Source organism: Streptomyces physcomitrii (genome assembly GCF_012273655.1).
GTDB classification, from domain to species: domain Bacteria; phylum Actinomycetota; class Actinomycetes; order Streptomycetales; family Streptomycetaceae; genus Streptomyces; species Streptomyces physcomitrii.
This window is the reverse complement of sequence record NZ_JAAWWP010000016.1, coordinates 69,613-92,317: the sequence shown is the minus strand read 5'-3', so window position 1 is coordinate 92,317 and position 22,705 is coordinate 69,613. Positions and strand designations below refer to the sequence as shown.

Below are 22,705 nucleotides of genomic sequence, written 5' to 3'. Positions count from 1 at the left end.
TGCCGTGGGTCATCCGCTCCGCCTCCCCTCACCGTCCGGCAGTCCGCTCAGCTCGCTGCCGAGAATACGGGCGGGGTCCGACAACGGCCCTGACCGCGCCTCGCGGCCCGCCCGGCGGCGGGTTCAGGGGGTGGCGGCGGAGACCACGAAGACGCGCGGGTGCTGCGGGTCGCTGCGGTTCACCACGATGTCCAGGGTGGGCCGCGGGTCCTGCCGGACGCGGGTGAGGCTGCTCCAGGGTCCCTTGCCGGTGAAGTCCCAGCGGACGATCCGGCGGTCGCGGGCGGTGATGGTGAACTTGTCGTCCTTCAGCCGTGCGGAGCTGGTGCCGACCGTGCGCAGGAACCGGTCGAGCCCCTCGTTGCTGGTGAGGAACTGCACGTACAGGCGGCTGGTCTTCCAGTTGTTCGTCTCGTAGTAGGCGACGTTCCTGGAGTACGAGGGGATCGGGATCTCGTAGATGCGGCGCTGCACCCGGGAGGGCCATTCGTAGCGCAGTCCGCGGGCGGCGTACTTGGCCTCCTTGTCCTTGCCGCTGTCCCGGCTCTGGTTCGCGGAGATGATCAGATATCCGGCGGGGACACCGATCAGCAGCACAATGATCAGGAGGGTCAGGGCGCGGCGGCGGAACCGGTGGCCGCGGGCCTCGGGGCTCTCCTCACCCGGGGGCTCGGGCTGGCGGGGCACGACGGGCCGGTCGGCTGCGGGCATCAAGGGGTCCCCTGCTGGGTGGTGCGGGTGCGGCGGGCTTCGGCGAAGCGCTCGTAGCGTTCGTAGCGCTCCACGCGGCGGCGGTTGGCGCGCCGGAAGCGGCGGGCGATGAGCCGGGCCAGGTCGGCCGCGCCGACCATACCCGCCTCGGGTCCGAGCTGGGCGCGGGCGATACGCGCCTCGGGGCGGTAGCCGCGGCCGGTGAGATGGCGTTTGAAGGCGTCCCTGGCCGGGACGATCAGCAGGTCGTCGGCGGCGCTGACGCCGCCGCCGATGACGAAGCAGGAGGGGTCGAGGGCGGCGGCCAGATTGGCGATGCCGACGCCGAGCCACTGGCCGATGTCCTGGAGGAGTTCGACGCACATCGCGTCGCCCTCGCGGGCCAGCTCGGTGATGAGCGGGCCGGTGATCTCGGGGATGTTCCCCGCCACCCGGTCGATGATGCTGTACGCGACCGGCGACTCGGCGGCCGCCAGTTCCCGGGCCTCGCGGACCAGGGCGTTGCCGGAGCTGTACTGCTCCCAGCAGCCGCGGTTGCCGCAGGGGCAGCGGTGTCCGGAGGGCACCACCTGCATATGGCCGAACTCCCCGGCCACCCCGTACTTGCCGCGCTTGACCTGGCCGCCCTCCAGGATCGCGCCGCCGATGCCGGTGCCGAGCGTGATCATCACGAGGTGGTCCTCGCCGCGGCCCGCGCCGAAGCGCCACTCCGCCCAGGCGGCGGTGTTGGCGTCGTTGTCGACGAGTACGGGGACGGCGAGGCGTTCCGCGAGGCGGTCGCGCAGGGGCTCGTTGCGCCAGGACAGGTGCGGGGCGAACAGGACGCGGTTGCGGTCGGCGTCGACCCAGCCCGCGGCGCCGATGCCCACGGCGTGCACGTCGTGCCGGTCGGAGAGGTCGAGGACCAGCTCGACGATGGTGTCCTCGACGACCTTCGGGCTCTTGGACTTGTCCGGGGTCTCGGTCCGGAGCTTCTCCAGGATGATGCCGTCGGCGTCGACGACACCGGCCATCACTTTCGTGCCGCCGATGTCGATGCCGACCGTGGGCACGCGGGGCGCGGTCAGATGCGACCGGCGCTCGCGGGTCCCCACGGTCCGCAGGACGGTGGCCCGTGCGGAGCCGCGGTGGGTGAAGTCGCGGTAGGTGCTCATCGCGCCGATTCTGCCTCACCGGGCGGGGCCCGCGCATCGCGGCTCCCTCCGGCCCCGGGCGGCCGACTTGACGGCCGGGCAGAGGCACGGCGAAGAGCCGGGCGGTCAGCAGGGCGGGAGCTGCCTCCCGTCCGGTGGACCACCCGGCCCTCGTGCCTCGGCCCCGGGCCGGGTGCCCGCGCTCCCGCGGGGCCCCGGATCCCTACTCCCCCGTGTTCTCCGTCTCCTGGGCGGGCTTCGCCGGGTGCCCGCCCAGGTGGGTGGGGACCGGTGCCCGCTCCAGTTCGTGGCGCAGGTCCTCCAGCTCGTTGCCGCCCGCCATCTGCCGGGTCAGCTCGTCCAGGCTGATGTCGGCGCGCAGGTGGCTGCCGGTCATCGCGCCCCGCTTGAGCAGCACGAAGCGGTCCCCGACCAGATAGGCGTGGTGCGGGTTGTGGGTGATCAGGACGACACCGAGTCCGGCGTCCCGGGCGGCGGCCACGTACTTCAGGACGACCCCGGACTGCTTGACGCCGAGGGCGGCGGTGGGCTCGTCGAGGACCAGGACCTTGGCGCCGAAGTAGACCGCGCGGGCGATGGCCACGCACTGGCGCTCGCCGCCGGAGAGGGTGCCGATGGGCTGGTCGACATCGCGCAGGTCGATGCCCATGCGCAGCAGCTCGGTACGGGTGGTCTCGCGCATCCGCGCCACGTCGAGGCGCTTCAGCGGGCCCTTGCCGCGGGTGGGCTCGGAGCCGAGGAAGAAGTTGCGCCAGACCGGCATCAGCGGGACCACGGCGAGGTCCTGGTAGACCGTGGCGATGCCGCGGTCCAGGGCCTCGCGCGGGGAGGAGAGCGAGGTGTCCTCGCCCTCGATGCGCAGGGTTCCGGCGTCGTGCCGGTGCAGCCCCGAGATGATCTTGATGAGGGTGGACTTGCCCGCGCCGTTGTCGCCGAGCACGCAGGAGATCTCGCCCGCGTGCACCTCCAGGGAGACCCCTTCGAGGGCGCGGATGTTGCCGTAGAACTTGCTGACGTCGTCCAGCTCCACGAGCGGCTGCGGCTCGCCGGGATCCGGGGCGGGGGTCTTCGCGGTACTCACTTGCTCGCCTCCGCACGCTTGCGGACCCAGTGGTTGAGCAGGGTCGCCAGGAGCAGCATCGCCCCGAGGAAGAACTTGAACCAGTCCGGGTCCCACTCGGCGTAGACGATGCCCTTGCTGGTCATGCCGAAGATCAGGGCGCCGACGGCCGAGCCGACCGCGGAGCCGTAACCGCCGGTGATCAGGCAGCCGCCGATGACGGCCGCGATGATGTAGATCAGCTCGTTTCCGACGCCCTCGCCGGACTGGACGGTGTCGAAGGAGAAGAGCAGGTGCTGGCCCGCGATCCAGGCGCCGAGGCCGACGCCCATGTAGAGGCCGATCTTGGTGGCCGTGACGGGCACGCCGACCGCGCGGGCGGCCTCCTTGTTGCCGCCGCAGGCGAAGATCCAGTTGCCGGCGCGGGTGCGCAGCAGGATCCAGGTGGCGACCGCGACCAGGCCGAACCACCACAGGATGGTGACCTTGAAGTCGACGTCGCCGAGGGTGAGCGTCGAGGCGAACAGGTCGTGGGCGCCGGCGAAGCCCTCCATGTCGGAGATCTTCTTGGTGGAGACGGTGCCGCTGATCAGCTTGGTGAAGCCGAGGTTCATGCCGGTGAGCATGAGGAAGGTACCGAGCGTGATGATGAAGCTGGGCAGCTGGGTACGGGTCAGCATCACGCCGTTGAAGACGCCGATGGCGAGCGTGGCCAGCAGCGAGACGCCGACGCCGACCCAGACGTTCGCGGTCATCTGGTAGCTGAACATCGAGGAGATCAGCGCCGAGCTGGTCACCAGGACGCCCGCGGACAGGTCGAACTCGCCGCCGATCATGAGCAGCGCCACCGGCACCGCCATGATGCCGAGGGTGGAGGCCGCGTAGAGCACGGTGGCGAGGCTGGAGGCGCGCAGGAAGCTGTCGGCGAAGACGACGAAGAAGGCGAAGACCGCCACCGCGCCGACCACGGAGCCGAGTTCCGGCCTGCCGAGGAGCTTGCGCAGGGCGGAGGTCTCGACGAGCCGTTCGTCCGCCGTCTTCTGGGCGGTCGCGGTCATCGAGTGCCCCGCTCCGCGTAGTCGAGCAGTGCGTCGGCGTCCTTCTCGGTGACGACCTGGGGGCCGGTCAGCACCGGCCGGCCGCCGCCGAGGACGTCGGCGTTGTAGCGGTAGAGCCACAGCAGGTCGACGGCCTGGTAGCCCTGGAGGTAGGGCTGCTGGTCGACGGCGAAGCCGAGCTTGCCGCTCTTGAGGCCGGTGGCCACCGCCTCGTTGAGGTCGAAGGTGTCGATCTCGGCCTTGCTGCCCGCGCTGTCCTTCGCCTTGACCGCGGTGTCGGCGAAGGGCGCGCCGAGGGTGACCACCGCGTCCAGGGAGTCGTCGGACTGGAGCTTGGCCTCGATGGCGGCCTGGACGTCGGGCATGTTGGTGCCGTCGACGTAGAGGTTCTGCATCTTGCCGTCGAAGCTCTCCTTGGCGCCGTCGCAGCGCTGCTCGTGGCCGACGTTGCCCTGCTCGTGCAGGATGCACAGGGCCTTCTTGCGGCCGCGCTTGTTCAGCTCCTCGCCCACCGCGCGCCCGGCGACGGTCTCGTCCTGGCCGATGTGGCTGAGGGCGCCGAACTTCTTCGACTCGGCGGAGCCGGAGTTCACGGTGATCACCGGGATGCCGGCCTTGACCGCGCGGGCGACGGCGGCCTTCATCGCGTCCGGCTTGGCCAGCGAGACGATCAGGCCGTCGACCTTCTTGTCCACCGCGGCGTCGACGAGCTGGGCCTGCTGCTGGGCCTCGTCGTTGTGCGAGTAGAGGAACTTGATGTTGTCCTTGACGGCGGCCTGCTCGGCGCCCTTCTGCACGATGTCCCAGAAGGTGTCGCCGTCGCCGGAGTGGGTGACCATGGCGACGGTCCAGCGGGGCGTGTTCACCGCCGACTTGCCGCCCGCGGCCGCGGCCTTGCGGGCGTCCTCGGCCTTCTTGCCGCCGGTGCTGCTGCATCCCGCGAGCGAGACCCCGAGCGCCATCACCAGCACGGCACCGACCGCACGTACCCCTGTCCGAACCCTTGCCACGACGCCGTGTCCTCCTCGCAGTACCGCTGTCCCGCCGCGGCGCTGCCACCGCGAACGCCCCAGTATCACCGACCGCCGGCCGGGGCCGCCGCGCAGGTCCCGGACGGTGGCCCGGCTGCTCGGCGGCTGGAGGAGTTGTAGCGGGGCCCGTACCGCCAGTCAATGACTTTGTCGGAACCCGGCGGCGCGCTCCGGGGGCGAATCCCCCAGGGCGGTACGAGGGGCCGGAATCAGGGCCGTACGAGGAGCTGGAAGTCGAAGGAGTAACGGGAGGCGCGGAAGAGGTGGGCGCCGAACTCGACGGGCCGCCCGGTGTCGTCGAAGGCGGTGCGCTCCATGGTCAGGAGCGGGGCGCGGGCGGACTCGCCCAGCAGGGCGCCCTCGGTGCGGGTGGCGCTGCGGGCGCCGATGCGCTGCCGGGCGCTGTGCAGGGTGACGCCCGCGCCGCGCAGCAGGGCGTAGAGGCTGCCCTCGCGCAGCCCGGCGTCGTCGAGTCCGGGCAGCCGGGCGGGCAGGTGGTTGCACAGGTAGGCGAGGGGTTCGCCGTCCGCGAGGCGCAGCCGCTCGACCCGGCGGACCTCCTCGCCCGGCGCGACGCCGAGCGCGGCGGCGGCCTCCGGCGAGGCGGGCACCAGGGCGTTGGAGAGCACCCGGGTGGCGGGGCCGCGGCCGGCGGTGTGCAGGTCCTCGTAGAGGCTGCTGAGTTCGAGCGGGCGGCGGACCTGGCTCTGCACGACCTGGGTGCCGACGCCGCGGCGGCGCACCAGGAGCCCCTTGTCGACCAGGGCCTGGATGGCCTGGCGGACGGTGGGCCGGGAGAGGCCGAGCCGGGCGGCGAGGTCGATCTCGTTGCCGAGCAGGCTGCCCGGCGTCAACGAGCCCTGGGCGATGGCGGATTCGAGCTGCCGGGACAGCTGGAAGTACAGCGGGACCGGGCTGTTGCGGTCCACGCCGAGCCGGAGGCTCGCGGTCGGATCCCCTTCTGGACTGGGCACGCGGTGAGCGTAGTCCCGGCGGAGGGCCATCGGAAGTACGGAAGTTCGATTGTCAGGACAAAGTGTTGACAGGGCAGGGGGTTCGGTCCAGGTTGGGAGCCATGCGCATCGGACTCATCGGAGCGGGCCGTATCGGCACTTTCCACGCCGCCTCTCTGAGCCGCAACCACCAGGTGGGCTCCCTGCTGGTCACCGACGCGGAACCGGCGAGGGCCCGCGCGCTCGCCGACCGGGTGGGCGGTACGGCGGCGCCCGGCACCGACGAGATCTTCTCCTGGGGCGTGGACGCGGTGGTGGTGACGGCGGCGACCGCGGCGCACGCCGAGCTGATCGGCCGCGCGGCCCGGGCCGGTCTCCCGGTCTTCTGCGAGAAGCCGATCGCCCTGGACCTGCCGGGCACCCTGGCCGCGCTGCGCGAGGTGGACGAGGCCGGGACCGTGCTGCAGATGGGCTTCCAGCGCCGCTTCGACGCCGGGTACACGGCGGCGCGCAAGGCGGTCGGCGAGGGCAGGCTCGGCCGGCTGCACACCGTCCGGGCGATCACCTCGGACCCGGCGCCGCCGCCCGCGGCCTATCTCCCGCTCTCCGGCGGCCTGTTCCGGGACTGCCTGGTCCACGACTTCGACATCCTGCGCTGGGTGACGGACCGCGAGGTCACCGAGGTCTTCGCCTACGGCTCCGACGCGGGCGGCGCGCTCTTCCGCGAGGCCGGTGACGTGGACACCGCCGCCGCCCTGCTCACCCTCGACGACGGCACCCTGGCCACCGCGACCGCGACCCGCTGCAACGGCGCGGGCTACGACGTGCGGATGGAGCTGGCCGGGGAGGCCGACCAGATCGCGGTGGGCCTCGACGACCGCACCCCGATCGCCTCCACCGAACCGGCGGGACCGCCGCCCGCCGACAAGCCCTGGCCGGGGTTCCTGGAACGGTTCGCCCCGGCCTACGAGGCCGAACTCACCGCCTTCGTCGAGGTGGTGCGCGAGGGGCGGGCCAACCCCTGCGACGGCCGCGAGGCGCTGCACGCCCTGCGCGTCGCGGAGGCCTGCGAGCGCTCCCGCGCGGAACGGCGGCCGGTGCCGCTGGCGGAGATCCCCGAGTCCTGAGGCCCGGCGGGCCGCGGCCCGACCGCCGGCGGCCCGGCCGGCCCCGCTCTCACCGCTCTCACCAGCGCACCGGAAGCCTCTCCGGACCCCGGATCAGCATGCCCGTACGCCAGTCGAGCCGGTCCGGGGCGGTGTCCAGGGCGAGGTCGGGACAGCGTTCCAGAAGGGAGCGGAGGACGATCCGCGCCTCCAGGCGGGCGAGCGGGGCGCCGAGGCAGTAGTGGATGCCGTGGCCGAAGGCGAGGTGGCCGCGGGGGTCGCGGTGGATGTCGAAGCGGGCCGGGTCGTCGAATCTGCGCGGGTCGCGGTTGGCGTCGGCGAGGGCGATCAGGACGAGTTCGCCGCCGCCGGGGAGGGTGGTGCCGCCGATGTCGAAGGGCTCGGTGGTGAAGCGGTAGGTCGGGGTCTCCACGGGGCCCTCGTAGCGCAGCACCTCCTCCACCGTCCGGTCCAGGAGGCCGTCGAAGTCGGCGCGCAGGGCGGCCAGTTGCCCGGGGTGGGTGAGCAGGGCGAGGACGCCGTTGGAGATCAGGTTGACGGTGGTCTCGTGGCCCGCGACCAGCAGGATCCAGGCCATGCCGAGGAGTTCGTGGCCGCTGAGCCGGTCGCCGTCCTCGTCGCTGGTCCGGATCAGCGCGCTCAGCAGGTCGTCGCCGCCCGACTCCCGCTTGTCCGCGATGAGTCGGGTCAGATACGCCCGCATGCTCGCGGTGGCCGGTTCGCGCTCCTCGGCGGTGAGCCCGGAGACGGCGGCGTTCGACCAGCGGCGGAAGGGCTCCCGGTCCAGGCCCGGTACGCCGAGGAGTTCGCAGATCACGCCGAGCGGCAGCGGGAAGGAGAGCGCGTCCACCAGATCGGCCCGGCGGTCGGACGAGGCGAGCATGGTGTCGAGGAGGGCGTCGGTCATCCGCTGGACGCGCGGGGCGAGCGCCGCGACCCGGCGCGGGGTGAACTCCCGTGTCAGCAGGGCCCGTAGCCGGGTGTGGTCCGGCGGGTCGCTGCTCAGCAGGGAGCGACCGGAGGCGATCGCCTTCACCGGCAGGTGCGCGCCGGCGCTCGCCCACTCCTTGGACAGGCGCGGGTCGGCGAGGGCGGCCCTGCTCTCCTCGTGCCCGACGACCAGCCAGGCCTCGGCGCCCTCGGGCATCCGGATGCGGTGGACGGGGCCCCGGGCGCGCAGGGCGGCGTAGACCGGGAAGGGGTCGCGGAGGAAATCCTCCCCCAGGGCGAGGAGATCGGCGTCGACTGCGGAGGGCACGGTGTCCTTTCGCGGCCGCCCGGACAGCGGCCATGAGCCGGGGGTGAGCGCCTTGTCCGGAGAGTCCGGAGAGCCGGAGGGTCCGGAGAGTTCGGGAAGCCCGGAGAGCCGACCGGGGAGCCGGAGGCTCGGTGACACCTCAGACTGGCACGGCCGGACGCCGGAACAAAGACCCGACAGAGGCAGAAATCCGGCCAACCGCCGTACGGGGAAGGCCTGTTCGGCGGGGGCGGTTCAGTCGGTTCGGTCGTCGAGTCGGTCGAGGACGCCCGCGTCGTGGACCAGGAGGGCGATCTGGACCCGGTTGTTGAGGTCCAGCTTGGTCAGGACGCGCGAGACATGCGTCTTGACGGTCGCCACGCTCATATAGAGCGCGGCGGCGATCTCCGCGTTGGTGCTCCCCCGGCCGACCGCCACCGCGACCTCGCGCTCCCGGGCGTTGAGCAGGCCGAGCCGGTCCGCCGCCCGGGCCCTGCGGGTGTCCTGGCCGCGCACCGCCTGGGACACCAACTGCCGGGTGACGGCGGGCGAGAGGACCGGGTCCCCGGCCGCGACCCGGCGTACCGCCTCGATGATCTCGGCGGGCGGGGTGTCCTTGAGGACGAAGCCGGCCGCGCCCGCGCGCAGGGCGCGCAGCACCTGCTCGTCGGCGTGGAAGGTGGTCAGGACGACCACCTCGGGGGCCTGCCGGCGGGCGCGCAGCCGCTCGGTGGCGGTCAGTCCGTCCACCACGGGCATCCGGATGTCCATCAGGACCACATCGGGCTGGGTGCGCTCCACCAGCTCCGCCACCTCGCTGCCGTCGGCCGCCTCGCCCACGATCTCGATGTCCTCGGCGCCGCCGATCATGAAGGACAGGCCCGCGCGGACCAGGGGGTCGTCGTCGACGAGCAGCAGCCGGATCTCAGTCATGGGTGCACGCTATCCAGGGTCCGGGGGCGGTCGGTGCGGTCGGTCGCGCTGCCGGGCGGCGGGGGCCGGACCGCTCGGCGGGAGGGTGCTCAGGCATTACCGCCCGCCCAGGGCAGCCGGGCGCTGACCGTGAAGCCGCCGTGCGGGTCCTCGCCGTGGGTGATGGTGCCGCCGGCCAGGTGGGCGCGTTCGGCGATGCCGATCAGGCCCTGCCCGGAGCCGGGGACCGCGGGCACCTCGCCGGGCGGGGCGGGGTTGCGGACCTCGACGGTGAGGCCCTCGCCCGGGGCGCCCGCCACCCGCACCCCGACCGGGGCGCCCGGTGCGTGCTTGCGGGCGTTGGTGAGGCCCTCCTGCACGATCCGGTAGGCGGTCCGGCCGAGCGAGGCGGGCACGCCCCCGGTCTCGTCGACGCGGTAGTCGAGCGCCACCTCCGTACCGGCCTCCCGGGACTCGGCGACCAGGGCGCCGAGCGCGGCGAGGGTGGGCTGCGGGCGCCCGGAGTCCTCGCCCTCCCCGGCCCGCAGCACCCCGATGATCTCGCGCAGGTCCTGCAGCGCCTCGTGGGCGCTCTCCCGGATGACCCCGGCGGCGCGGCCGATCTCCGCCGCGGGGGCGTCCGGCCGGAACTCCATGGCGCCCGCGTGCACGCTGAGCAGGGTGAGCCGGTGGGCGAGCACATCGTGCATCTCCCGGGCGATGGCCTCACGGGCGAGCCGCTGCGCCTGCTCCGCGCGCAGCTCCGCCTCGGTCTCGGCGCGCCGGGCGCGGTCCCGCAGGCTCATCATCAGCTGCCGCCGGGAGCGTACGAACATGCCCCAGCCGACGACCGCGGAGACCAGGGCCACGGTGAGGACGATGGCGGCGAGGTAGGGCAGTTCGGGGTCCGGGCGGACCAGGAAGAACACCGGCAGGGTGGCGAGGTAGCTGCCGCAGATGGCGGCGACGTACTTGAAGGGCCGGTGCACGGCCAGGCTGAAGAAGGCGACGATCAGGGCGCCGCCCGAGGTGTTGGAGACCAGGGCGACGGGGAGCATCACCACCGCGAGCCCCACCGGCCAGCGCCTGCGCAGCCAGACCGCGCCGCAGGACAGGGCGCCGAGCAGCTGGTCGGCCACGCCGAGCGCGTGCGGGAGGTTCTCCTCCTGCGGCATCGCGTCGGCGGCGGACAGGCCGAGGCCCACCGCGACGAAGAAGAGGGTGAAGTCGACCAGCCAGTCGCGCAGCGTCCGGCGCGGCGAGCGCTCCCCGCGGTCGGGGTCGAGTTCCCGGGTCACCGCCGACGGCAGCAGCCACCGGTACTCCGGCACCGCCCACGCCCCGGTGCTCCGCTCCTTGTCCATGGTCGACAAATGTACGCAGGCCCGCCCCGCCCGGCGGCCCGGTGCGCCCCGGCGGCTACCAAAGTGGCGGCGGCGTCGACTTTGGTCGCGGACGGAGCCGTACCGGGCGGCCGGAAGTCGCGGCCCGGAGCGTCCGGCGGCCGATGATCCGGGCGGGCGCGGGCGGCCACGATGGGCGGCGTGAAGAAGCTTCTTGAGGTGTGTGGATTCCTCGCCTTCGTCCAGGGCGCCGGCGGCCTGGTGCACGAGTGGTCCGGGTGGTTCGACGGCTGGGGTCTGATCCAGCGGATCGGGTTCTTCGACGGCTACGAGGTCTATGTGAGCAGCGCCCTGGTCGCGCTGGCGATCGCCCTGTTCGCGGCGGCCGAGAGCATGCCCGCCGAGGAGGGCGGGGACGGCACGCAGAGCGGCAAGGGGGCCGGGGGCGGCAAGGGAGAGGGGCACGAGGACGGCGAGGACAGGGAGGACGGCGAGGACGGGGACGGCTGGGGCGACTAGGGATCCGCCCGGGCGTGCGGGCGCCCCGGCACCGTGGGGGGTACCGGGGCGCGGCGGAGGGTTCAGCAGTCGTGGTCGACCAGGTCGAAGGACTCGTAGTGGTCGGCGGTGTAGTAGTCCTCGGCGGTGGCCTCGCCGGTGACGATGCGGCGGGCACCGCGGTCGTCGGAGCCGGGCGTCTCGACGGTGTACTCGTGGTAGTAGCCGCTGTCCTGGGCGGGGAGGATGCCCTCGCGGTTCTGGAAGACGGTGCCGTCCTGCGGGTAGGGGTAGGGGCCGCCCTGGTCGATCAGGTCCAGGGTCTCGTGGGCCTCGGCGGGCAGGTCCGAGAGGCAGATGTCGCCGACGGCGGCGATCGAGACGGTGGCGGTCGGGGCGGGCGCGGCGGCGCTCGCGGCGGTGACGGAGCCGCCGAAGAGGAGACCGGCGGCGAGGACGGAGGCGCTGAGTACGCGTGTGGGGGTTCGCATGCCTCCTAGCATGACGCGCGTAGAGAGGCCGGTGTCAACGCCAAGTCGCCGGTGTTTTCCGTACGTTCACCACTCGGTGACGACGCTTCCCCCAGGTGGGCCTGGACGGATTCACCTCCGCCCCACCCGGCGCAGGGGCCCCACGCGGGGTGGCGCGGGCGCGGGTCAGCTCGTCTCGGGGTCCAGTGCGTAGGTGCCGTACTCGGGGCGTCCGGCGGCCTCGTAGGTGTGGATCACCACGCCGGTGCTCGTGGTGCGGACCCCGCCGAGTGTGAAGGCGGTGGGCAGGGCGCCGCCGCCGAACAGGGTGCGGCCGGAGCCGAGGACGACCGGGAAGACCAGCAGGTGCAGGGTGTCCACCAGCCCGTGGGCGAGCAGGGTCCGGGCGAGCCGGGCGCTGCCGTGCACCTGCAGTTCCCCGCCGGGCCGGGACTTGAGCTGCCCTACCCGCTCCGGGACGTCCTCGCCGAGGACCGTGGTGTGGGCCCAGTCCGCCGAGGCCAGGGTGGTGGAGGCGACGTACTTGGGCAGCCGGTTCAGCTTGCCGGCCACCGGGTCGGCGGGGTCGGTGACCCGGGGCCAGTGGGCGGCGAAGATCTCGTAGGTCCTGCGGCCCAGCAGGAAGGCCTCGGCCCGGTCGAAGACCTCGGTCATGAAGCGGCCGAAGTCCTCATCCCCGTACGGCACGGACCAGCCGCCCTGGGTGAATCCGCCGCTGGTGTCCTCCTCGGGGCCGCCCGGCGCCTGGTGCACGCCGTCGAGGCTGACGAAGGCGGTGAGGCTGATCTTCATGACGGTTCCCTCTCGTGACGGGGCGCCCTCGGTGGTGGCCCCTTCCCCCAGTACGACTGCACTCCGGCCACGGAATCATCGGTGGCGGGGCGGGAGATCTTCGCCGCGCCGCAAGGCTGCTGCCCCGGGGCCGGGGGTTCGACGTCCGATCGTTGCCGGCGGGGCGGCCCGGCCGCGGATTGCGTGGGAGACGTGTCCGGCCCGCAGGAGGCCGGAGCGGTTCCGCTCAGGAACCTCCCCGCACGTCCGAAGGAGAATCCCGTGAACGGCAAGGTGGCCCTGGTGACCGGCGGCAGCCGCGGTATCGGCGCGGCCACCGCGCTGCGGCTCGCCGAAGAGGGCGCCGATGTGGCGCTCACCTGTGTCCGGGGCGAGGCGGAGGCCGAGAAGGTCTGCGCCCGGATCGAGGCCCTCGGCCGCCGCGGTCTCGCGCTGCGCGCCGACGCGGGCGACGCCGGGGAGACGGCCGGCGCGGTGGAGCGGACCGTGGCCGCCCTCGGGCGCCTCGACGTTCTCGTCGAGCACGCGGGTATCGGGGTGCTTGGCCCGGGCGGGACGCTCTACGCGATGAGCAAGGCGGCGCTCGGCGGGCTGACCAAGGCGCTGGCCCGGGAGCTGGGCCCGCGCGGCATCACCGCGGACCTGGTGCACCCCGGCCCCGTCGACACCGACCTCAACCCGGCAGAGGGCCCGTACGCCCGCGAGCAGAGCGCGCTGACCGCGCTCGGCCGCTTCGGCACCGCCGAGGAGATCGCCGCCACGGTGGCGCATCTGGCCGGACCGGGCGGCGCCTACCTCACCGGTGCCGAGATCGCGGTGGACGGGGGGCATGCGGCGTAGGGCGGGCGGGGCGCGGATCTCCTGCGGAAGGAGCCGGGGGTGTCCGGGTCCCGGAAGCGGGGGCGGCTCTCCTCGCGCGGGGGCGGTGAGGGGTTCTCGGCCTCCTCGCGAGGGGGCGCGGGGGTCCGGTCCCCCGGCTGGTGAACCGCGTCAGCCGGTCAACTCCTCGTAGCGGGCGCGGAGTCGGCGGGCGCCCTCCGGGGTGGGGGTGCCGAGGAGGCGGAGGCGGGAGATGCCTCCGTCGGGGAAGATGTCCAGCCGGGCGTGGTCCGCCGCGGCGGGGGCGTCGAGGAGGAAGCGGTGGCAGGTGTCGGGCTGGAGGCGGGTGCGCGGCAGGACCTCGTGCCAGTCGCCGCCCTCGCCGGAGCGCAGCGAGAGCGCCGCCCAGCCCGCGGAGTTGCCCTTCAGATACGCGGTGTCGATCTCCACTCCGCGCACCAGGGACTCGGCGGCGAGGCGGTAGCGGATCCAGTCGTGGCCCCGGTCGCGGCGGCGGCGGGTCTCCCAGCCCTCGTCCATCCGCTGGGAGCGGCCGGGCAGCAGGGTGTGCGCGGGCGGCGAGTAGAAGCGGTCCGAGGCGTCCTCGACCCGGCCGCCGTTCTCCAGGGCGAGCACGTCGAAGGTGCCGAGGGCGAGCAGCCAGCCGGGGTCCGGCACCGCCTCGCCGTAGGCCCGCAGCCGGGCCACGCCGCCGTCGGGGAACTGCCGCAGCCGCAGATGGGTGAAGCGGCGGGGCACCTCCACGGGGAAGCCGTTGGCCGCGTGGCCGCCGACCTCGGTACGCGGGACCAGGGCGGTCCAGACCGTCTCGGGGGCGAGCAGTTCCGCGGGGCCGGGGGTCCCCTCGGCGCTGGTGGCCTCGACGGCGACGGCGTGCGGATGGTTGCCGCGGAAGTGGGCGGTGTCCACGACGAGTCCGTGCACGACCCCCGGCACCCCGAGCCTGACCAGGGCCCAGTCGTGGGCGTCCGCCTCGGGCCAGGGCCGGTCGGCGCCCTCGCCGCGCCGGCGCCGGGTCTCCCAGCCGTCCATGATCTTGCCCTTGTGCCCGAAGCGCTCGGGCTCGAAGACCGCCGGGTGCGGCAGGAGCAGGTTCTCGCGTTCGGCGAAGAACTCGTCGTTGGCGGCGAGTACGGAAGCGCCGAGCCTGCGGTCGGTGAGATGGGTGCGGTGGACGAAGGGGAAGTCGGCGGTGCGGTAGTCGGCGTAGGGGTCACCGCCGCCGTAGGGCTGGGCGGCGCCGGTGAAACGCGGGGGTTCGGTGCGGGTCACGGGTTCAGTCCGTCCTCTCCAGGAGCCGTCCGGTGGGCTCGGCGAACTCGCCGTCCGCCAGGATGCGGCGGCCCCGCAGCCAGGTCTGGGTGACCACGCCGTACAGCTCCTTGCCCGCGTAGGCGGTGACCGGGTTGCGGTGGTGCAGCCGGTGCGGGTCGACGGTGAAGCGCCGCTCGGGGGCGAGGACCACGAAGTCGGCGTCCCGGCCCGCCTCGACGGCGCCCTTCCGGTGCAGTCCGGCGAGCGCGGCGGGCGCCGTCGACATCCAGCGGGCGACGTCCGCGAGGCCGAAGCCGCGGGCGCGGGCGGCCGTCCAGACGGCGGGCAGGCCCAGTTGGAGGGAGGAGATGCCGCCCCAGGCGGTGCCGAAGTCGGCGGTCTTGAGCGCGGCGGTGGAGGGCGAGTGGTCGGAGACCACGCAGTCGATCCAGCCCTCGGCGAGGCCCTGCCAGAGCGCGTCCTGGTTGGCGGCCTCGCGGATCGGCGGGCAGCACTTGAACTCGGTGGCGCCGTCCGGGACTTCCTCGGCGGTGAGGGTGAGGAAGTGCGGGCAGGTCTCCACGGTGAGGCGGGTCCCGCGGCGCCGGGCCGCGGCGATCTCGGGCAGCACCTCGCCGGAGGAGAGATGCAGTACGTGCACCCGGGCACCGGCCCGCTCGGCCGCCGCGATCAGCCGGGAGACGGCCCGGTGCTCGGCGTCCCGCGGCCGGGAGGCGAGGAAGTCGGCGTACCTTCCGCCGCTGGGCTCGGGCGCCCCGGCCAGCTGCCCGGGGTCCTCGGCGTGGACGATCATCAGCCCGTCGAAGGCGGCGGTCTCGGCGAGGGCGGCGTCCAGCTCCGCGGGCGCGAGCGGCGGGAACTCCTCGACGCCCGAGGGCGAGAGGAAGCACTTGAAGCCGAAGACCCCGGCCCGGTGCAGCGGGCGCAGTGCGGCGGTGTTGCCCGGGACGGCGCCGCCCCAGAAGCCGACGTCGATCTGCACGCGGCCGCGCGCGGAGTCCTGCTTGGTCCGCAGATGGGCGGCCGTGGTGGTGGGCGGCAGCGAGTTCAGCGGCATGTCGACGAGCGTGGTCACCCCGCCCGCCGCCGCGGCCCTGGTGGCGGAGGCGAAGCCCTCCCACTCGCTGCGCCCGGGATCGTTGACGTGGACGTGGGTGTCGACGAGGCCGGGCAGCAGCGCCTGCTCCCCCAGCTCGACGAGGCGGACGCCGGGCGGCACCGCCGCGTCGTGGCCGAGCACCGCCTCGATGCGCTCACCGACCACATGGACGGCGGCGGGGCGCGGCCCTCCGGGCGTCAGCACCCGTGCGGACCGCAGGACAACTCCGGGCTCGGGCACCGGGGACCCCTTCTCTCCGGCGCCGTGCGCGGGGGCCGGCGCGAAGAATTCAACGTTCTGTTGAAGGAGTCTTCACTCCGGTCCGGGGCGCGTCAACCACGCCCCGTCCCGAAACGCGCTGTCCACGGGCGCGTAATCCCTCACGGACCCGTCCGCGGACCCGTCACGGGAAAGCCGCCATCGGGGACGCGCCGCTCGTGGCTCCGGGCCCGTCCCGAACCGTCGCCGGTCGCCTCTCGCCCGTCGCTCCTCATCCGGCCTCATCCGTCGTCCGTCATCCGTCGTCCGGAACTCGTGACGGGTCGCCCGGCATACGTTCTCCGGAATCGCCGGACGGACCGCACCCGCGCACTCCACCCACGGGTGCATTCCACCGGGTCCTTCCCGGGCCCGGTCCCCGGGCTCAGTCCACCGGCAGCTGACCGAAGAGTTCCACCGCCCGCCTGACCTGGGCGAGGCCGCCGCTGAGGGCGCTCACCGAGCCCGCCGAACCGGCGATCAGCAATAAGGACCGTCTGAGCCGTCTGAGTTCGGGCGTTCCCGAGTTCGCCATCACCTGCAGCGCCGCGAGTTCGTCCTCCGCTATCGCCCGCTCGGGGAATTCCGAGGGATACACCGCGAGTTCCCGCCGCAGGCGGGAGACGGCCTCGCGCAGTGCCGTCACCCTCGAGTCCTCGCCGGCCCTGACCACGGGCGTCTGTCCCATGCTCCGCAACACAGTCTCAAGCCCCCTCGCACGTCCTTGTGCGCCTGTTGTGCCCCTGTCCTGCTCTTGCGCGTCCCCCGTCGCCCCGGCGGGTTGTAGGGCACCGTTCGGGGTCGGGCCAGTAAACGCCACCGGACGGCCCCCGCGCCACAGTGCAGACGGAAATTCAACTGTGCTGTGGCTGAAGGGAATCGATACCTCCGCCCGTCGCCACGGCACCGCCCGGGGCCGGGCACGTGTCCCGCCGCCGGATGGCCCCGGACCGGCCCGCCCTGCGGTATGCAGGAGCAATGACCTCCCAGGGACCCGGCACCGCCCACCCGCCCGTGATCGCCGGACTGCTGCTCGCGGCCGGCGGCGGGCGCCGGCTCGGCGGGCGCCCCAAGGCGCTGCTCGCCGACGGGGACCGCCTGCTCGTCGAGAAGGCCGCCGCCGCCCTGCGCGCCGGGGGCTGCGCACCCGTGCACGTGGTGCTCGGCGCGGGGAGCCACGAGGTGCGGCGCTCGGCGCGGCTCGGCGGCTGCGTCCTGGTCGAGAACCCCGGCTGGCAGGAGGGCATGGGCTCCTCGCTGCGGGCCGGTCTCGCCTCCCTCGGGCCCTCCCCCGCCGGGGCGGCCCTGGTCCTCCTCGTCGACCAGCCCGGGATCGGCGCCGAGGCCGTCCGGCGGGTGCGGGCGGCGTACACGGGACCCGGTTCGCTGGCCACGGCCGCGTACGGGGGACGCGCCGGGCACCCCGTACTGCTCGGGCGCGAGCACTGGGCCGAGGCGGCGGCCGGGGCGGTGGGCGACCGCGGTGCCCGGGACCTGCTGCGCGCCCGTGCGTCGCAACTGCGGCGGGTGGACTGCGGGGACGTGGCCGAGGACCACGACATCGACACCCCGGCGGACCTCGCCCGCCTCGAAGGACCGCCGTGAGAGCCGCCATCCGGCGGCCCGGCCTCGGTGCCCGCCGTCCGGTATGCGCCACACCGGCCACTCAGCCGGCCCGACGTGGCGGGGAGGCCTCTCGCCAGGCACCGGGCCACGGCCGTACCGTGCACCTCAGGGGCCGCGCGGCCCCGGGCGGGCGCGCACCGTGGGCGCGGTGCGCGAGCCCGGCCACCGCTACGAACACGGAGCAGAGCGCACCATGGAGCAGAAGGAAGTGAGCCGCTGATGCCGGTTCCCGTGCCCTCCCCGGCCGTCGTCGAGGCCCCGGCGCTGCCCAGGCAGGACGAGGTGCTCACGCAGGCCGCCCTCGTCTTCGTCGCCGACCTGCACCGGCTGTTCACCGCGCGGCGGGACGAACTCCTCGCCCGCAGGACCCGGCGGCGCGCGGAGATCGCCCGTACCGGACGCCTCGACTTCCTGGAGGAGACGGCGCACGTCCGCGCCGACGACTCCTGGCGCGTGGCGCCCGCCCCGGGGCCGCTGGAGGACCGCCGGGTGGAGATCACCGGCCCGACGGACCGCAAGATGACCGTCAACGCCCTCAACTCGGGGGCCCGCGTCTGGCTCGCCGACTTCGAGGACGCCTCCTCCCCCACCTGGCACAACGTCGTGCTCGGTCAGCTGAATCTGCTCGACGCCTACAAGCGCCGGATCGACTTCACCGACGAGGCGAGCGGCAAGTCCTACGCCCTGCGCGCCGACGCCGAACTGCCCGCGGTCGTGGTGCGCCCGCGCGGCTGGCACCTGGACGAGCGGCACCTCCTGGTGGACGGGCGGCCGGTGCCCGGCGCCCTGGTCGACTTCGGCCTGTACTTCTTCCACAACGCGCACCGCCTCCTGGAGCGCGGCCAGGGCCCGTACTTCTACCTGCCGAAGCTGGAGTCCCATCTGGAGGCCCGGCTGTGGAACGACGTCTTCGTCTTCGCCCAGGACTGCCTGGGCGTCGCGCAGGGCACCGTCCGGGCGACCGTGCTGATCGAGACGATCACCGCCGCGTACGAGATGGAGGAGATCCTCTACGAGCTGCGCGAGCACGCCTCCGGGCTCAACGCGGGGCGCTGGGACTACCTCTTCTCGCTCATCAAGAACTTCCGTGACGGCGGGCCCCGGTTCGTGCTGCCGGACCGCAACGCGGTGACCATGAACGCCCCCTTCATGCGCGCCTACACCGAACTCCTCGTCCGCACCTGCCACAAGCGCGGCGCCCACGCGATCGGCGGGATGGCCGCGTTCATCCCCTCCCGGCGGGACGAGAGCGTCAACAAGGCGGCCTTCGAGAAGGTGCGGGCGGACAAGGACCGGGAGGCCGGGGACGGTTTCGACGGCTCCTGGGTGGCCCATCCGGACCTGGTCCCGGTCTGCGAGGCGGCCTTCGCGGGCGTCCTCGGCGACCGCCCGCACCAGAAGGACCGCCTGCGCGAGGACGTGGCGGTGGGCGCCGACGACCTGATCGCCGTGGAGTCGCTGGACGCGCGGCCCACGTACGCGGGTCTGGTCAACGCCGTGCAGGTGGGCATCCGCTACATCGAGGCCTGGCTGCGCGGCCTCGGCGCGGTGGCCATCTTCCATCTGATGGAGGACGCGGCGACCGCGGAGATCTCCCGCTCCCAGATCTGGCAGTGGATCAACGCCGACGTCCTCTTCGAGAACGGCGAGAGCGCGACCCCGGACCTCGTGCGCCGCCTCGCCGCCGCCGAGTTGGAGGCGCTGCGGCTCGAACTCGGCGAGGAGACCTACATCAACGGCAGGTGGCAGCAGGCCCACGACCTCTTCCTGCGCGTCGCCCTCGACCGGGACTACACGGACTTCCTCACCCTGCCCGCCTACGAGGAACTCACCGGCTGAACTCCCGTCCCCGCCGCGCCCGTTCAGCGCGGCGGGGCCTGGCGGCGGTGCTCCACGGCGGGCTTCCCGTGCAGGTCCGGCACCTCCTTGAGCCAGGCGGGGCGGCCCGCGCGGGTGGCGGCGCTGCGGCGTTCGTCCTCGGCGGCCAGTTGCTCCGCGCTGCGGAAGGAGGTGGGCAGCCAGGCCTCCGAGGCACGGGCCCGGGCCGCGAGCCAGCCCGCGTAGGCCGCGCGCACCTGCTCGGCGGTCTCGAAGCCCTCCTCCGGCAGCAGCCAGGCGTCGGGGACCAGGGCGGTGATCTCCCGCAGCAGTTCCTCGGTGATCCGGGGTGCGAGGGCGGCGTCGGCGGCCGCGGTGTCGGGGCGGTACCGGCCGAGGGCGTGATCACGGAAGTCGTAGGCCTTGCTTACGCTGGCGGCCGCGGACTCCCAGCGGTGGTGGAAGACGAGGGCGGCCCCGTGGTCGATCAGCCACAACCGGGGCGGGGCGACGCCGCGTCGGGGCCAGATCATCAGATTGGAGCTGTGGACGGTCCGGTCGACATTGGCGGTCAGCGCGTCCAGCCAGACCACCCGCCCGGCCTCGACCGGATCGACCTCGATCGCCTCCGGCCGGAAGTCCGCGGCCCCCGGCAGATGGTCCATCCCGAGGTTGAGCCCCGCGCTGGCCTCCACCATCTCCCGCACCTCCTGATGCGGCTCCCCGGCGGCCACGGCCGGATCGAAGTGGGCGAGCACCAGCTCCGGCACCCGCAGGCCGAGCCGCCGGGCCAGCTCCCCCACCACGATCTCGGCGACCAGCGCCTTGCGGCCCTGCGCGGAACCGGTGAACTTCACGACGTACGCGCCGAGATCGTCGGCCTCGACGAGACCGGGCACGGAGCCGCCGGTGTGCAGCGGCTCGATCCAGCGGGTCGCGGTGACCTCTCTCAGCATGTCCTCGGATCAGCCCCTCGTCAGCCTCGCGCCCCACGGCCGATCCGGAGCGCACCAGGGAGGGGAATCGCCCCGCCTCCGGCCTCCGGTATGAAGTGAGCATATTAACCAAGCGTGACGGCCGGGGACGGCCTGCCCTGCCCGACGTGAAGACGGCCGGTCGGCGCCGGGAGGCTCCCCGGTGCCGACCGGCCAGGGGCAGGGCGCCGTCAGACGCGGTCGGCCGCGATGAGGACGTACTGGAAGGATCCGTCCCGGTAGGAATTGATGAACGCGTCCTCGATCCCCGTGACCAGTGAGGACGTGGCCCGCAGCTCCCAGTAGGGCAAGGTGTCGGGGGTGAGGTCGATCACGGCCTGCGGCACGAGGCGGTGGTCGGCCATGGCGCGCAGGTATTCCCGGCGCGAGTGGATGTTGCACTCGAAGTGCGCGTTGATCTGCGAGACCCACTTCGACGGCTGGCCATAGCGCGGGTTCCAGCAGCCGGTGATGGTCACATAGCGGCCGCCGATCCTCAGGACGCGGGAGTGCTCGGCGAAGAGATCGTCCAGGTCCACGTACATGCTCGACTCGTTGTTCCACGAGGCCGCGGCGGAGCCGGTCGCGAAGGGCGTGGAGAGCATGTTGCAGACCGTGGCACGGACGTGGTCGTCGATGCCCAGCTCCGCGGCGCGCCCGTTGGCGAAGTCGGCCTGCTTGGCGGACAGGGTCACGCCTTCCACCGAGCATCCGAAGCGCTGGTGCGCCATCACCATCGAGCCGCCGCGGCCGCAGCCCGCGTCCACCAGGGTGTCGTCGCGTCCGATGTCACCGAGGTGCGCCAGGAGGACATCGGCCTGCGCCGACTCCAGCCGGTGGAGCTCGGCGATCAGCTTGTCCTCGCTGTCCTTGTCCTCCGGGTCGCCGAGCGCGGCGGTGTCGACCTCACCGATGCCGTAGTGGTGGTGGTAGAGGCCGTCGATGTCGCCGAGGCGCAGGTTCACGGGCCGGGCCTCTCCGTCCCAGTAGCGGGCGATGTCTCCCTGGTAGGGGGTCGCCGGGCCGGGAATGCGCAGTGCGGAGGGGGCGGTGGTGAGTTCAGCGCTGGTCACGGGTGGTTCCTTCTCTCTTACCAGAAGTCGGGCAGGCTGTAGCGATAGGTGTTGGACTGGTGCCAGTGGTGGTTGCCGTCGACCCAGGCGGCGACGCCCCGTAGGAAGCGCCCTACGCTCGGGACGGGACAGGCGGTGGCCAGTGCCGCGGCCTCGGTCTCGAAGTCGTGCATCAGTTCGTTGTGGATCTCCACCGACTTGAGGTAGGCCTCCTTGTCGGACAGCCCCTCGCGCTCGGCGATCACGACGGGCAGGTTCAGATGCCGGCCCGGAGCGTCGAGTTCCTTGGTGTACGAGTAGAGGTCGTTCACGATCGTCGTGGCGTTGGAGGCCAGGGCGATGACCTTCTGCAGGTCGGCCTGGGCGTGCAGGTCGGCCGGGAGTTCGTAGCCGCCGACGGTGTCGGTGATGGTGGGGCAGGGCCGGAAGTTGTTGAACTGGCGCATCGCCAGGTACTCCCAGACTTGCGGGACCTGGTCCTGCTGGGCCCAGGCCGCTTCGGCGAGGTACCCCAGGTGCAGTCGTGCCATGTCGTGGCGGAGCCGGTCCGCCTGGGAGGGCGCCGCCGCGCGGACGAAGTAGTCCATGGCGGAGCGGTAGGCGCGCCGGGGGGCGTCCGCGTGGAGGGAGGCCGCCCAGTCCGGCTGGTATTCCCGTGCGGTGTAGAGGGGGTCGAGTGCGGTGTGCGCGAGCAGCAGCCGCTCGCCGAGGCCGACCGGTGATCCGCCGTGGTCCTCGCAGTAGCAGTCGTCCACGGCGTTCTCGGCGACCATCAGGCGGGTGGCGAGCATCAGATGGTCGACGGTGGGTGCGTCCGGATGGCATCCGACCATGTAGCGGCCCACGGAGAAGCCGTCGAACTGCTCCTCCCATTCCTCGGGATAGAGGGAGACCTCGTCCAGCGCCCAGGCCTTGATCCTGCGGCTGACCTCGTCGACGCGCCCCGGGTCGGGCTCGGGGATCGGGTGGTGGTAGAGGCCCGGGACCGGTCGGCCCCGCTCCGCGGCCACCGGCGCGGGAGGCTCCTCGCGGGGGGTCAGCCGCAGACCGGCCGTGCCCAGGCCGTGCGGCCCGCGCAGCAGCCGCTCCAGTCCGGCTCCCGGCCCGAGCGTGCCGGTCGGCGGTACGGCGGTCGGTGACGGGCCGAGAGCGAGGCCGGCCGGCGGTGCCGGTGGTGCGGGTACGCCGGAGGAGGTGTCGCCGACGGCACCGGTTTCCTGGGCGCGGGCGGCGAGTGCGCCGAGTGCGGTCGCACCGAAGCGGGTGACGGCCTCCGGGAGGCTCGACCGCGGAGGCGGCAGCTCGGGCAGGGGCATGCGTGGCTCCCTTGGTGAGGTGGGCAGGCGTTCGACGGCATCCGGGCGCACGGTCCGGT

Annotated in this window: 22 protein-coding genes; 5 read left to right on the top strand and 17 right to left on the bottom strand. The window is 73.4% G+C overall.

Translation table 11 applies throughout. The features are described 5' to 3' along the window. Window positions 1–123: 123 nt before the first annotated feature. From HFV08_RS23395 to HFV08_RS23370, 6 genes are all read right to left on the bottom strand, one after another. Window positions 124–711, bottom strand: a complete 588-nt coding sequence (locus HFV08_RS23395; protein WP_168542109.1) for a sugar kinase — start codon at window positions 709–711, stop codon at window positions 124–126. Beyond that, complete coding sequence (locus tag HFV08_RS23390; RefSeq protein ID WP_168542107.1) at window positions 711–1,865, bottom strand: ROK family glucokinase; 1,155 nt, start codon at window positions 1,863–1,865, stop codon at window positions 711–713. Before HFV08_RS23390 ends, HFV08_RS23395 begins: the two co-directional genes overlap by 1 nt. A 202-nt stretch (window positions 1,866–2,067) precedes the next feature. Further along, window positions 2,068–2,946 carry an ATP-binding cassette domain-containing protein gene (locus tag HFV08_RS23385; RefSeq protein WP_168542100.1) on the bottom strand — a complete coding sequence of 293 codons (879 nt, stop codon included), beginning with the start codon at window positions 2,944–2,946 and terminating at the stop codon, window positions 2,068–2,070. Then, on the bottom strand, window positions 2,943–3,983 hold the full coding sequence (locus HFV08_RS23380) for an ABC transporter permease (protein WP_168542096.1): 1,041 nt from the start codon (window positions 3,981–3,983) through the stop codon (window positions 2,943–2,945). The genes HFV08_RS23385 and HFV08_RS23380 overlap by 4 nt, the downstream gene beginning before the upstream one ends. Next, entirely contained in the window at window positions 3,980–4,993 is a 1,014-nt protein-coding gene (locus HFV08_RS23375; protein WP_376770697.1) for a sugar ABC transporter substrate-binding protein, read from the bottom strand. Before HFV08_RS23375 ends, HFV08_RS23380 begins: the two co-directional genes overlap by 4 nt. A gap of 230 nt (window positions 4,994–5,223) precedes the next feature. After that, window positions 5,224–6,018 carry a GntR family transcriptional regulator gene (locus HFV08_RS23370; RefSeq protein ID WP_168542094.1) on the bottom strand — a complete coding sequence of 265 codons (795 nt, stop codon included), beginning with the start codon at window positions 6,016–6,018 and terminating at the stop codon, window positions 5,224–5,226. 71 nt (window positions 6,019–6,089) lie between these two features. Between HFV08_RS23370 and HFV08_RS23365 the strand changes: the two genes are divergently transcribed. After that, complete coding sequence (locus HFV08_RS23365; protein ID WP_168542092.1) at window positions 6,090–7,094, top strand: Gfo/Idh/MocA family protein; 1,005 nt, start codon at window positions 6,090–6,092, stop codon at window positions 7,092–7,094. A gap of 58 nt (window positions 7,095–7,152) precedes the next feature. Here the strand turns inward: HFV08_RS23365 and HFV08_RS23360 are convergent, their stop codons facing one another. From HFV08_RS23360 to HFV08_RS23350, 3 genes are all read right to left on the bottom strand, one after another. After that, on the bottom strand, window positions 7,153–8,352 hold the full coding sequence (locus HFV08_RS23360) for a cytochrome P450 family protein (RefSeq protein WP_312885798.1): 1,200 nt from the start codon (window positions 8,350–8,352) through the stop codon (window positions 7,153–7,155). 234 nt (window positions 8,353–8,586) lie between these two features. Further along, the gene (locus HFV08_RS23355; RefSeq protein ID WP_168542090.1) at window positions 8,587–9,264 is read right to left on the bottom strand and encodes a response regulator; all 678 of its coding nucleotides are present in this window, start codon (window positions 9,262–9,264) and stop codon (window positions 8,587–8,589) included. Window positions 9,265–9,353: 89 nt separating this feature from the next. Beyond that, window positions 9,354–10,607, bottom strand: a complete 1,254-nt coding sequence (locus tag HFV08_RS23350; RefSeq protein ID WP_168542088.1) for a sensor histidine kinase — start codon at window positions 10,605–10,607, stop codon at window positions 9,354–9,356. Window positions 10,608–10,787: 180 nt separating this feature from the next. Here HFV08_RS23350 and HFV08_RS32405 point away from each other — a divergent pair, with 180 nt between their 5' ends. After that, complete coding sequence (locus HFV08_RS32405; RefSeq protein WP_312885797.1) at window positions 10,788–11,105, top strand: hypothetical protein; 318 nt, start codon at window positions 10,788–10,790, stop codon at window positions 11,103–11,105. 62 nt (window positions 11,106–11,167) lie between these two features. Here the strand turns inward: HFV08_RS32405 and HFV08_RS23340 are convergent, their stop codons facing one another. Both HFV08_RS23340 and HFV08_RS23335 read right to left on the bottom strand, forming a co-directional pair. Then, window positions 11,168–11,575, bottom strand: coding sequence for a guanyl-specific ribonuclease (locus HFV08_RS23340; protein WP_168542086.1), 408 nt, complete (start codon window positions 11,573–11,575; stop codon window positions 11,168–11,170). A 165-nt stretch (window positions 11,576–11,740) separates the two neighbouring features. Beyond that, on the bottom strand, window positions 11,741–12,367 hold the full coding sequence (locus tag HFV08_RS23335) for a dihydrofolate reductase family protein (protein WP_168542084.1): 627 nt from the start codon (window positions 12,365–12,367) through the stop codon (window positions 11,741–11,743). Window positions 12,368–12,628: 261 nt separating this feature from the next. Between HFV08_RS23335 and HFV08_RS23330 the strand changes: the two genes are divergently transcribed. Next, window positions 12,629–13,207: an SDR family oxidoreductase gene (locus HFV08_RS23330; protein ID WP_168542082.1), complete on the top strand. Its 579-nt coding sequence runs from the start codon at window positions 12,629–12,631 to the stop codon at window positions 13,205–13,207. A 150-nt stretch (window positions 13,208–13,357) separates the two neighbouring features. Here HFV08_RS23330 and alc read toward each other — a convergent pair whose 3' ends face one another. The 3 genes from alc to HFV08_RS23315 form a co-directional block, all read right to left on the bottom strand. Further along, a complete protein-coding gene (gene alc, locus HFV08_RS23325; protein ID WP_168542080.1) occupies window positions 13,358–14,479 on the bottom strand; it encodes an allantoicase in 1,122 nt (373 codons plus the stop codon). Between the two features lie 4 nt (window positions 14,480–14,483). Further along, window positions 14,484–15,821, bottom strand: coding sequence for an allantoinase AllB (allB, locus tag HFV08_RS23320; protein WP_168542078.1), 1,338 nt, complete (start codon window positions 15,819–15,821; stop codon window positions 14,484–14,486). 403 nt (window positions 15,822–16,224) lie between these two features. Beyond that, a complete protein-coding gene (locus HFV08_RS23315) occupies window positions 16,225–16,539 on the bottom strand; it encodes a DUF5955 family protein (protein ID WP_168542076.1) in 315 nt (104 codons plus the stop codon). Window positions 16,540–16,817: 278 nt separating this feature from the next. Here HFV08_RS23315 and HFV08_RS23310 point away from each other — a divergent pair, with 278 nt between their 5' ends. Both HFV08_RS23310 and aceB read left to right on the top strand, forming a co-directional pair. Continuing rightward, window positions 16,818–17,444, top strand: coding sequence for a nucleotidyltransferase family protein (locus HFV08_RS23310; RefSeq protein ID WP_210430688.1), 627 nt, complete (start codon window positions 16,818–16,820; stop codon window positions 17,442–17,444). 240 nt (window positions 17,445–17,684) lie between these two features. After that, window positions 17,685–19,304 (top strand): malate synthase A, encoded by a 1,620-nt coding sequence (gene aceB / locus HFV08_RS23305; protein WP_168542074.1) that lies wholly within the window; start codon window positions 17,685–17,687, stop codon window positions 19,302–19,304. A gap of 23 nt (window positions 19,305–19,327) precedes the next feature. Here aceB and HFV08_RS23300 read toward each other — a convergent pair whose 3' ends face one another. The 3 genes from HFV08_RS23300 to HFV08_RS23290 all read right to left on the bottom strand — a co-directional run bounded on the left by HFV08_RS23300 (window position 19,328) and on the right by HFV08_RS23290 (window position 22,646). Beyond that, complete coding sequence (locus HFV08_RS23300; RefSeq protein ID WP_168542072.1) at window positions 19,328–20,239, bottom strand: HipA family kinase; 912 nt, start codon at window positions 20,237–20,239, stop codon at window positions 19,328–19,330. Window positions 20,240–20,448: 209 nt separating this feature from the next. Continuing rightward, window positions 20,449–21,330 (bottom strand): geranyl diphosphate 2-C-methyltransferase, encoded by an 882-nt coding sequence (locus HFV08_RS23295; protein ID WP_168542070.1) that lies wholly within the window; start codon window positions 21,328–21,330, stop codon window positions 20,449–20,451. 17 nt (window positions 21,331–21,347) lie between these two features. Beyond that, a complete protein-coding gene (locus tag HFV08_RS23290) occupies window positions 21,348–22,646 on the bottom strand; it encodes a family 2 encapsulin nanocompartment cargo protein terpene cyclase (RefSeq protein ID WP_168542068.1) in 1,299 nt (432 codons plus the stop codon). Between the last annotated feature and the right edge of the window lie 59 nt (window positions 22,647–22,705).

Bases quoted from the DNA above. Each gene is read 5' to 3' on its own strand.
- HFV08_RS23390 (WP_168542107.1), bottom strand. From the start codon at position 1,865: ATGAGCACCTACCGCGACTTCACCCACCGCGGCTCCGCACGGGCCACC.
- HFV08_RS23355 (WP_168542090.1), bottom strand. From the start codon at position 9,264: ATGACTGAGATCCGGCTGCTGCTCGTCGACGACGACCCCCTGGTCCGC.
- aceB (WP_168542074.1), top strand. From the start codon at position 17,685: ATGCCGGTTCCCGTGCCCTCCCCGGCCGTCGTCGAGGCCCCGGCGCTG.
- HFV08_RS23395 (WP_168542109.1), bottom strand. From the start codon at position 711: ATGCCCGCAGCCGACCGGCCCGTCGTGCCCCGCCAGCCCGAGCCCCCG.
- HFV08_RS23310 (WP_210430688.1), top strand. From the start codon at position 16,818: ATGACCTCCCAGGGACCCGGCACCGCCCACCCGCCCGTGATCGCCGGA.
- HFV08_RS23340 (WP_168542086.1), bottom strand. From the start codon at position 11,575: ATGCGAACCCCCACACGCGTACTCAGCGCCTCCGTCCTCGCCGCCGGT.
- HFV08_RS23300 (WP_168542072.1), bottom strand. From the start codon at position 20,239: ATGCTGAGAGAGGTCACCGCGACCCGCTGGATCGAGCCGCTGCACACC.
- HFV08_RS23365 (WP_168542092.1), top strand. From the start codon at position 6,090: ATGCGCATCGGACTCATCGGAGCGGGCCGTATCGGCACTTTCCACGCC.
- HFV08_RS23335 (WP_168542084.1), bottom strand. From the start codon at position 12,367: ATGAAGATCAGCCTCACCGCCTTCGTCAGCCTCGACGGCGTGCACCAG.
- HFV08_RS23350 (WP_168542088.1), bottom strand. From the start codon at position 10,607: ATGGACAAGGAGCGGAGCACCGGGGCGTGGGCGGTGCCGGAGTACCGG.
- HFV08_RS23380 (WP_168542096.1), bottom strand. From the start codon at position 3,983: ATGACCGCGACCGCCCAGAAGACGGCGGACGAACGGCTCGTCGAGACC.
- HFV08_RS23290 (WP_168542068.1), bottom strand. From the start codon at position 22,646: ATGCCCCTGCCCGAGCTGCCGCCTCCGCGGTCGAGCCTCCCGGAGGCC.
- HFV08_RS23370 (WP_168542094.1), bottom strand. From the start codon at position 6,018: ATGGCCCTCCGCCGGGACTACGCTCACCGCGTGCCCAGTCCAGAAGGG.